We start from the raw sequence: 847 nt of genomic DNA on the forward strand, positions 1-847 counted from the left end.
ATGTTTCCGATAAAGTTCGTCTGCTTCAAGACGGCTACGACAAATCCATCCCCAAATCGGGCTTGCTGGTGTATCACCCGGTTTTTGACTCCGAGAATAAAAACCTGTTGGGCGTGGTCACAGGTGTGATTCGTAGCACTGTTTATTTCGAAGAACTGATCACCAAGACAGCGACGGAACTTGAGATGTCGGTCAGAGTGGAAGATTTAGGTTTTGATGCCTCTGACGACCCGTTTTTGTTTCAAAGTGAAAACTGGGATCGGATCAGCGGTAAAGTGATCAGCCGAACGATTCAGCTGCCTAATCGACAATGGCGAATTGATTTCAAACTTTCAGATGCCGTGTCTGCTTGGGAGCGCTCCATTTTAACGGGAACGACCATCGCAGGTCTTCTGATTGCGTTTTTGATCAGCTACATCGTTAACTTACAGTCACGAGAAAAAGAACGTTTAGCCGAAATGCTTGATATTAAGACGGTTGAGCTAAAACGCATGGCCGAGTTAGACCCTCTGACGCAATTGTTGAACCGTCGAGTATTTAACGACAATTTGCTCAATCAAATTAATAGCGGTAAACCGTTCTCTTTGGTTGGTTTCGATATTGACCACTTTAAAAAAGTAAACGACACCTATGGCCACCCAACGGGTGACGAGGTAATTCGTCGTACTTCTGCTTTACTTCGTAAAACCGCGCGCAGCAGTGACATTTGTGGCCGCTTTGGTGGCGAAGAGTTTACTGTGCTATTACCGCATACCAACCAAGAGCAAGCATGCTATTTTGCTGAGCGATTACGTAAGAGAATTGAGCAAGAGATCGTGAAAGTGGAAGATTTTTTGATTAATTACAC

At 44.7% G+C, this 847-nt stretch carries 1 protein-coding gene; it reads left to right on the forward strand.

All coding sequences use genetic code 11. From position 1 onward, the window contains the following. The coding region (locus tag R7Z47_RS24320; RefSeq protein WP_318130701.1) for a sensor domain-containing diguanylate cyclase at positions 1-847 on the forward strand (847 nt) is incomplete at both ends.

The organism is Vibrio sp. 1641 (assembly GCF_033339995.1).
GTDB lineage: Bacteria > Pseudomonadota > Gammaproteobacteria > Enterobacterales > Vibrionaceae > Vibrio > Vibrio alginolyticus.